At 32.6% G+C, this 8,658-nt stretch carries 8 protein-coding genes and 1 rRNA gene; 2 read left to right on the forward strand and 7 right to left on the reverse strand.

The features are described from left to right. Positions 1 to 8 precede the first annotated feature (8 nt). Positions 9 to 827: an anti-sigma factor gene (locus tag BUB80_RS12600; RefSeq protein ID WP_073293331.1), complete on the reverse strand. Its 819-nt coding sequence runs from the start codon at positions 825 to 827 to the stop codon at positions 9 to 11. Between the two features lies 1 nt (position 828). Next, positions 829 to 1,338, reverse strand: a complete 510-nt coding sequence (locus BUB80_RS12605) for an RNA polymerase sigma factor (RefSeq protein WP_228433798.1) — start codon at positions 1,336 to 1,338, stop codon at positions 829 to 831. A gap of 264 nt (positions 1,339 to 1,602) precedes the next feature. Here BUB80_RS12605 and BUB80_RS12610 point away from each other — a divergent pair, with 264 nt between their 5' ends. Continuing rightward, on the forward strand, positions 1,603 to 2,172 hold the full coding sequence (locus BUB80_RS12610; RefSeq protein WP_073293335.1) for a fasciclin domain-containing protein: 570 nt from the start codon (positions 1,603 to 1,605) through the stop codon (positions 2,170 to 2,172). Between the two features lie 81 nt (positions 2,173 to 2,253). On the opposite strand, the gene BUB80_RS12615 is transcribed toward BUB80_RS12610, so the two are convergent. From BUB80_RS12615 to BUB80_RS12625, 3 genes are read right to left on the reverse strand one after another with little or no spacing between them, the layout of a single operon-like run. Continuing rightward, positions 2,254 to 2,994, reverse strand: a complete 741-nt coding sequence (locus tag BUB80_RS12615) for a hypothetical protein (protein WP_073293362.1) — start codon at positions 2,992 to 2,994, stop codon at positions 2,254 to 2,256. Positions 2,995 to 3,004: 10 nt separating this feature from the next. Then, positions 3,005 to 4,087, reverse strand: a complete 1,083-nt coding sequence (locus BUB80_RS12620; RefSeq protein WP_073293337.1) for a putative type IX sorting system protein PorV2 — start codon at positions 4,085 to 4,087, stop codon at positions 3,005 to 3,007. Positions 4,088 to 4,104: 17 nt separating this feature from the next. Next, a complete protein-coding gene (locus tag BUB80_RS12625; RefSeq protein ID WP_073293339.1) occupies positions 4,105 to 4,980 on the reverse strand; it encodes a DMT family transporter in 876 nt (291 codons plus the stop codon). Positions 4,981 to 5,393: 413 nt separating this feature from the next. Between BUB80_RS12625 and BUB80_RS12630 the strand changes: the two genes are divergently transcribed. After that, positions 5,394 to 7,022 carry an acyl-CoA carboxylase subunit beta gene (locus BUB80_RS12630; RefSeq protein ID WP_073293341.1) on the forward strand — a complete coding sequence of 543 codons (1,629 nt, stop codon included), beginning with the start codon at positions 5,394 to 5,396 and terminating at the stop codon, positions 7,020 to 7,022. Between the two features lie 553 nt (positions 7,023 to 7,575). Here BUB80_RS12630 and BUB80_RS12635 read toward each other — a convergent pair. Both BUB80_RS12635 and rrf read right to left on the reverse strand, forming a co-directional pair. Further along, a complete protein-coding gene (locus BUB80_RS12635; protein WP_073293343.1) occupies positions 7,576 to 7,773 on the reverse strand; it encodes a hypothetical protein in 198 nt (65 codons plus the stop codon). Between the two features lie 743 nt (positions 7,774 to 8,516). After that, positions 8,517 to 8,624: ribosomal RNA gene (rrf, locus tag BUB80_RS12640) — 5S ribosomal RNA — on the reverse strand. Positions 8,625 to 8,658: the final 34 nt, after the last annotated feature.

The following is an 8,658-nucleotide window of genomic DNA, read 5'->3' on the forward strand; positions in this document are numbered from 1 at the left end:
TACAAATATTAAACTTCACCCATTACATACATATTTTCCATGGTTGGCGTTTCGCTTCCTCCTTTTTTCTCAAGAGTTATGGCAAAAGCCTGAGCATTTTTTATGTTTGCTAGAGCTACTTTACTGTCTTTATCTTCTGAGTACATTCCTGCACTTACAGGTTTGCCGTCCGCAATTGCCCAAAGCTGATATTGCATTCCTTCAGGAGCTTTTGGTAGGCTGTCTGCATTTAAGTAGACTTCTTTAGATTTTTTATCCCAGAAAACCATTGCTTTAGAATCAGCATGTTTTTCTACGCCTTTCAACATTACCATCTGCATATTTGGTCCTGACAACATTTGCCATTTTTCCTGCATTTTTTGAAGGGCTAAATCCTGAGATTGTTTCTCTGTCTCTAGCTTTGTAATGACCTTTTTATTTTCAGACTGAGTATTCATCCAGAATAAATTCCCGGCAACACTTACTAAAAACAATACAGATGCTGCAATAGCATAGGTTTTCCAACTGCTACTTTTCTGAGTTGTAATCTCTTTTACATCATCCTGAACTTTCAGATCTGATTTTGATTCTGAAACTACGGGCCTTATTTCTTCAACAAGCTGCTCCTGCTGAATTTTATTCCAAATCTTAGATTTTAAATCATTTGGAGGAGTCACAGCCTGAGCCGTTGCTAAATCTTCCAAAGTTTTTTGAGCTTCTTCAAAAGCTGCTTTTACTTCAGCATTGTTCTTCATCACACACTCCAAAATACCTGCCTCCTCGGGAGAAGCAAAGCCTAGAATATAAGATTCTAAAATTCCGGATGATATGTATTCCTTAGTATTCAATTTATTGATAATCTTTTAATAAATCCTTTAATTTTATCAATGCATTCCGCATTTTCGTCTTCACCGTACCTAGCGGTATCTTCAGTTTTTCGGATATTTCGTTTTGAGTATACCCCTGATAATATGCCAGATCTATAAGCTCCTGCTTATCAATTTCCAAACCTTCAAGCACATTTTTAAACCCGATAAAATCGGATGTTTTATTAGTCGTTGAAAGTTCTGTACTGTTATATACGAAATCAGGGAGTGGTTGGTTTTTAAGCTCGTTTTGGAAACCTTTTGATTTTAAATAATCTATTGCCGTATTTCTGGCAATATTAATCATCCATGTATAAAATCTTCCTTTAGTAGAGTCATATTGAAGAATGGCATTCCAGATTTTCACAAAAACATCCTGAATAACTTCTTCTGTATATTCTTTTGATTGTACAATTCGGAATATCACACCATAAAGCGCGCCAGAGTAATGGTCATACAAATAATGAAAACCAGCTTCGTTTTTATCTTTCAATAAAACGATAAGTTCCTCTTCCGAATAGTTTGTTTTAATAACGAATATTTTTCAATCCAAATGTAATAAAATAAACCGGACAATAAGCAAAAACTAAAAAATCTTTTACATCGTAAATGATTATAGAATTTATTGAGGCTTTTATTAACCTTTTAAAATTTATTTACATAAAAAAATAATTTTTAAATCTAAAATAGAATCCACCTCGTAAATGGTAGGTAAGAATAAGAAATCAAATAATATTTAATTTAAAAAATCAAAAAAATGAATACAAGATCAAAAATCGCAGTTTTAGGAATGGTAGCTTTATCATTTGCTTTCAGTGGAAATGTAACTGCACAGGCAATGAAAGAAAAAACAGTAATGGTAGGTGGTGCAGCAATGTATCCTTCAAAAAACATCATTGAGAATGCTGTAAATTCTAAAGATCATAAAACGTTGGTAGCAGCAGTAAAAGCAGCTGGTTTAGTTGAAACGTTAGAAGGAAAAGGTCCTTTCACAGTATTAGCTCCTACAGATGCAGCATTTGCAAAACTTCCAAAAGGAACAGTAGAAAATTTGGTAAAGCCTGAAAACAAAGCGACGCTTACTAAAATCTTAACATATCACGTTCTTGCAGGAAAATATAGCGCTAAAGATATTTGGGCTGCAGTAAAAGCCGGAAACGGAAAAAGCATGATGAAAACAGTAGAAGGTGAAGATGTTACTTTCTGGACGAAAGGAAAAGATCTATATGTTACAGATGCTAAAGGAAATAGCGCAAAAATCACAATATCTGATGTTAATCAGTCTAATGGTGTAATTCATGTAATTGACACTGTTTTAATGCCTTAATTTTTTTATGGTTTAAATTATTATAAAACCCCTTATCAGATTTGATAAGGGGTTTGTTTTGTTTATTTTTTAAGGATGAATTTACTTGCCAGAAAAAGTTTCTTTAGCATATTCTCCATTGGTTTGAGGAATTTCAATAATAATATTTCCATTTTCAAAATAGCCAATTGTAAGATCTCCATTTTCCAATTTTACTCTAAAAACATCTCTTTTTGTTGTTGCTTTAAAAGTAGCAAAAGGTATAGAACTATTGGGTTTCACTAAAATAAAATGATTATTGTCTATTTGTACTTTCTGTACATCTAATTTTCCATTACTGTATTTAGCACCATTACTTTCTACAACTTGTGAAGAAACAGTAGAGCTAATATTATTTGTAGAAGTTGTCGTTTCATTTTTTGCTACAATAGCAACTGGATTAGAAATTGGAACTGTAACTAACGCTTGCATTAAAGCATCCTGAAAGCCTTCTTCAAATTCTTTAATAGTAGAACTCCCTTTGGATTCTAATATCACTTTATCATTACAATCTTTAAACTGTATGATTACTCTATTTCTCAACATCGTTTTATCATTAATGACATCTGCATTAATAATACTACAAGAATTTCCCATCAGCTCAGATGGCCACTGTAACTTATCACCTTGAAGAATTACATATTTCTTTCCTTTTAAGCCTTTTGCTAAAAATGTCTCCAGATTGAAACTGTTTTTAAAAGTCTGAAATTTTTCAGGAATTGAAACATATTTGTAATCAGAAACTTTTTGTCCAAAGCTAATGATTGAACAAATTGTAAGAATAAGTATTGATAATTTTTTCATTTTTAAAATTTTAATCATTTCTAAACGTTCCCATATCTAATTTAAGTGAGAAGAAATTAGAATAGAAATTAGACCCTCCAATTCCGGAATTTGTAAGGGCATAATCTAACGTAAGACCTCTATATTTAATACCGATACCTGCACTTGGCTGGAAAGAAACCTTTCTTTTAAGATCTTCAATATCTGTAATATTTTGAAATCTGTTGACCCCTAATCTTACAAAGATCATTTTTTGATACCCTAGCTCTGCTCCGGCATATGGTGTAATACTTGCAAAATCTGTTGATACAAGAGCTGCTGTTTTGGCAAAATCAACATTAATACCTGCTTCAGGCAAAACATAAATACTGCTATTAATATTAAAAACCTTACTCGCCCCTACGTTTAATTTAGGCATCGTAAGTTCCATTTTATCTTTTGGAGCGGGGTTAAATTCTACTCCGTCTACAATTGTAGAAAGTTCTTTTTGGTTAACACTCCAAAAGTTAACCGTAGTTGTAGCATCCCTAAGCATCCCTCCGAATTTCCAACCGTTATCTGCTTTATAAATAGCTCCTACATCAAACCCAAATCCATAGCCACTTGCAAATTTACCTACATTTCTATAAACAATTTTAGCATTTACACCAATATCCAATTTGGTATTTCCTGCAGGATTAAAAGCATAAGAAATAATTGCAGCATAATCGGACTGTGAAAACTTAGTAATTTTATCGTAGTCAATATTTCCCTCGGGATCAATCAATTGAGTAGTATTCAAAATATTATCAATTCCAAGCCTCACTACTGAAACTCCGAAAACACCTGTTTCTAGAACTTTTGCATAGGCCAGATAATCATATTTAGCAATCGACTCGAAATACTCAGCGTGCATTGCTGCCCCTTGCCAGTCTCTTTCAATTGACATTAGACCTGCCGGGTTCCACATGGGAGAATATACATCATCCTGATTAGAGATCACAGCCCCACCCATTGCAAGACCTCTAGCCCCTGCTCCAATATTTAAAAATTCGTTGGAATATTTTCTGATAATTTGGGCTTGAGAGATCCCAAATAATGTGAAAGAAGCAAGTAAAAAATATTTTTTCATCATATAAGTTTGATGCTTAGTTAAAGTTTTTTTGTTTTTCTGGCTTTTATTAATCCATTTGCAATGATTGCCAGTATCATAACACCTGATGCTATATAAAATATTGGGCTCATATGCTCCGATTCTCCAAAGATAAAAAAAGCTAGTATAATTCCGTAGACTGGTTCTAAATTAACTGTTAAAATTAATGTAAATGGCGAAATATACTTCATCAGATTAACCGATTCCAGCATCGGAAAAGCTGTAAAAACACTCGCTAATAAGCATATTAACGCAATATCTCTATAACTTATTTCATTCATCTGAAAAATTTGACCACTAAATGAATAAAATATCAATAATACGAGCCATCCACAGAATATTTCATAAAAAATAATGTTCCCAGAGGTAGTTTTACCAAACATTTTCCCATTAAAAACAGAAAATATAGTCCCAAAGATGGCACATAAAACACCATACATAATCCCTTCTTTATATTGAAACTCTGTTTTAAAAATCAATAAAATACAGGAAACAATTACCACTCCCATTAGAACTTCTGAGATATCTATCTTTCTTTTAAAAATAATAGGTTCTAAAATAGAAGCAAATAATGTTGATAATGATAAACAGCTTAGCGCTATAGAAACATTGGAAACTTTAATGGAATAAAAGAAACAATACCAATGCAGCGCCATAGCAACTCCAATTGCCGCCAGTTGGAAAAATATTTTCTTAGAAACTTTTATACTCTCTTTTTTATAAATTCTGATAAAAGCATATAAAAAAATAGCCGCAAATAGCATTCTATAAAATACAAGAATATCTGCATTAGCATGAATTAGCTTTCCTAGAATTGCAGTGAATCCCCACAAAAAAACTATTAAGTGTAATCTGAAAAGCGCTAATTTTTGCATAACCTATCTTCTTTTAATTTTTAACAGGCAAATTTACAAATAGGCTTTTACAAATCTTATAAAATATATGCTTTACTTCAATTAAATTTAATAATTTGTCTTAAATATTGATTTAGAATTCAATTTTATCTGGAAATAAGATCTACGTATAAAAAAAACCCTGAAAGTTTGCTCAACGTTCAGGGCCTTCAAATAATAAACTATTAAAAAAATAAACTAGGAATTTAGAGTATTCTATAGAGAATATTACCCCTAAAACTCTGTTGTAAAGTTAGAAAAAATATCAATCATTAAAAATATTTTTCTGTTAAATGTTTCACAAAATTCTGAAAACCAACCTATTAAACGCTTGTTTTATTTAAATTCATAATCCTTTTAAAAATAGTATCTTTAGCCGTAAAAAATTAAAATTTATGGATATTGAATTCAACAAGCGAGAAGATCAAAACAGATTAAAACTATCCGAAATAAATAGACGACTTGCTGAAATAAAAAAGGGAGGAGGCGAAAAACGACTTCAAAAACTTCGTGATGAAGGAAAAATGACGGCAAGAGAAAGAGTTGAATATCTTCTTGATAAAGATTCAGATTCCATAGAAATTGGTGCATTTGCTGGATATGAAATGTACGAAGAGCACGGTGGTTGTCCAGCTGGTGGTGTTGTAGTTGTTATGGGCTATGTTTCTGGGAGACAATGTTTAGTAGTTGCTAATGATGCCTCTGTAAAAGCTGGAGCTTGGTTTCCAATTACTGGAAAGAAAAACTTGAGAGCTCAGGAAATCGCTATGGAAAACAAACTTCCAATTATTTATTTGGTAGATTCTGCAGGAGTTTATCTTCCGATGCAGGACGAAATTTTCCCAGATAAAGAGCATTTCGGAAGAATCTTTAGAAATAATGCTAAAATGAGTTCTATGGGAATCATTCAGATTTCTGCAGTAATGGGAAGCTGTGTTGCTGGTGGGGCTTACCTACCAATCATGAGTGATGAAGCTATGATTGTTGATAAAACAGGTTCTATTTTCTTAGCAGGAAGCTATTTGGTAAAAGCAGCTATTGGAGAAACTATAGATAATGAAACCCTTGGAGGTGCAACGACACATTGTTCTATTTCAGGAGTTACAGATTATAAAGCTAAAGATGATAAAGACGCTCTAAATAGAATTAAAAATATAATGAAATCTATTGGAAGTACTGAAAAAGCAGGCTTTGATAGAATTGAAAGCTTTCCACCTAAAGAAAGTCCAGATAATATTTTCGGAATTGTACCCGTTTCCAGAGCAGATCAATATGATACTTTAGAAATTATAAAATGTATGGTTGATAATTCTGAATATGAAGAATATAAACCGGACTATGGTAAAACTATTATTTGTGCAACTGCAAGAGTTGATGGTTGGTCTGTAGGAATTGTAGCTAACCAGAGAAAATTGGTAAAAAGCGGAAAAGGAGAAATGCAATTTGGTGGAGTTATTTATTCTGATTCTGCTGATAAAGCAACAAGATTTATTGCCAATTGTAATCAAAGAAAAATTCCTTTAGTATTCTTACAGGATGTAACAGGTTTCATGGTAGGTTCAAAATCTGAGCATGGAGGAATCATTAAAGATGGAGCAAAAATGGTAAATGCTGTTTCTAACTCTGTAGTTCCTAAATTTACCATTATTACAGGAAATTCTTACGGAGCAGGAAATTATGCTATGTGTGGGAAGGCATACGATCCAAGATTAATCGTTGCCTGGCCTTGGGCTGATCTAGCTGTAATGGGTGGATCTCAGGCAGCAAAAGTACTAGCACAGATTCAAGAATCTACGTTGAAAAAACAAGGAAAGGAAATTACCAAAGAAGAGCGTGATGAAATTCTAGATAGTATTTCTAAAAAATATCAAAAGCAAACAGAATCTAGTTATGCTGCTGCAAGACTTTGGACAGATGCTATTATCAATCCTACAGATACCAGAAAATGGATCTCTATGGGGATTGAAGCTGCAAATAATGCTCCTATTACAGAGAAATTTAACTTGGGAGTTATACAGGTTTGATAAATTTATTTTATAAAATAGTAAACGGCTATCTCAGATTTTGAGATAGCCATTTTATTAATAGTCTTTGCACTCTTCTGGACTCATTCCAAGCATAATACAGCATTTGTATCTGGTAACGCAAAACCCATTTGGAAAACCAGGATTACTATAACATATCATAAGACCAGGATCATCCGGGCACATAGGACTTCCGCTTCCTTTAAGGGATTTTAAATTTTCTCTTGAAATCTTTACTAAATTTTTCATTATTAATATAGTTTTTGATGTTTCCTACTCTATTTTAAGCTTTTCGGATTACACTTTTCTAATATAGTTGTCTTTATTTTTGAGTAATTATTTTCTGCTATCCTTATAATGTCGAACACCAAAATATTCTGCTACTTACCCGCTTATACTTAATTTATTATTGTCAGATATAATTTTTAAAAATAATTAACATGTATCTTGGAATCTATTAATCAATAGTTAAAACTAATATTTACAAATTCATCAAGTTCTAACCAAAGTAGGTAATTTTATATTTTGTGGAATGGAGTTCTTTTATATCTACCTAAGATCCAAAACGTTTTTTGCACGTTTCTTCATGTCCACCAAGCTGAATACAACATTGATATCTACTCATACAAATTCCATTTGGAAAACCTGATACATAACATAAGCCAAACGCTGGATCATCAGGACATGTTGGTCCTCCACTTCCTTTAAAGGATTTTAAATTTTCTCTTGAAATCTTTACTAAATTTTTCATTATTAATATAGTTTTTGATGTTTCCTACTCTATTTTAAGCTTTTCGGATTACCTTTTCTAATATAGTATTTTTTCAACACTTGGTGAAATTTAAAAACGTTAATTTTGTTTATTATTCATAAAGTATAAGTTCTACTTTTCAAAACTTCTATCCCCTGGATTATACCAATTACTCAGCATTGTTGACTGAGCCACAACCAATCTTTCTAGGGTGAAACGATATCTTTGTGAACAGAAAAAAGCCTTCAACTAAATGAATAGGAGACTTTGTATAATAATGAAGCTTTATTTTTTTCTGATTGCATTTATTGTGGTAAAAAGGATTCTTCACTTAGACAAGAGACTAAAGTTGAGAATAATAATCTCTCGCTGATCAAGCGGATTAAGCAGATTTTTAAATGAATGAAAAAAGAATGGATTGGTGATTGGTTTTCGTAAAATGTAGATATAAAATTTGATTTAAAAACATTGTTTAGATCCTTCCAGGATGACAAAGAGAGCGGGAGAGTTATAGTGTTGGAGAGTTGGAGATTGCTTTACTTGAATATACTTTCGATTGGTATGTCAGCAGGCTACAAAAAGAGATTGCTTCGGAACTTCGTTCCTCGCAATGACGCAACAGTGCATCTAGCATCTAGCATCTAGCATCTAGCATCTAGCATCTAGCATCTAGCAAAAGTAAAGCTTTGAGTTTTGCGTAAAAAAAAAGTCTCATACAATACTGTATGAGACTTTTAAATAAAAACTGGCGGCGACCTACTCTCCCGCTTTCGCAGTACCATCGGCGCTGGTGGGCTTAACTTCTGTGTTCGGAATGGGAACAGGTGAGCCCCACCGCTAAAACCACCCTAAAGGTTGTATATAGCTATTGGCTGTTGGCATATT

Origin of the sequence: Chryseobacterium polytrichastri, assembly GCF_900142445.1 — a bacterium.
GTDB classification, from domain to species: Bacteria; Bacteroidota; Bacteroidia; order Flavobacteriales; family Weeksellaceae; genus Chryseobacterium; species Chryseobacterium polytrichastri.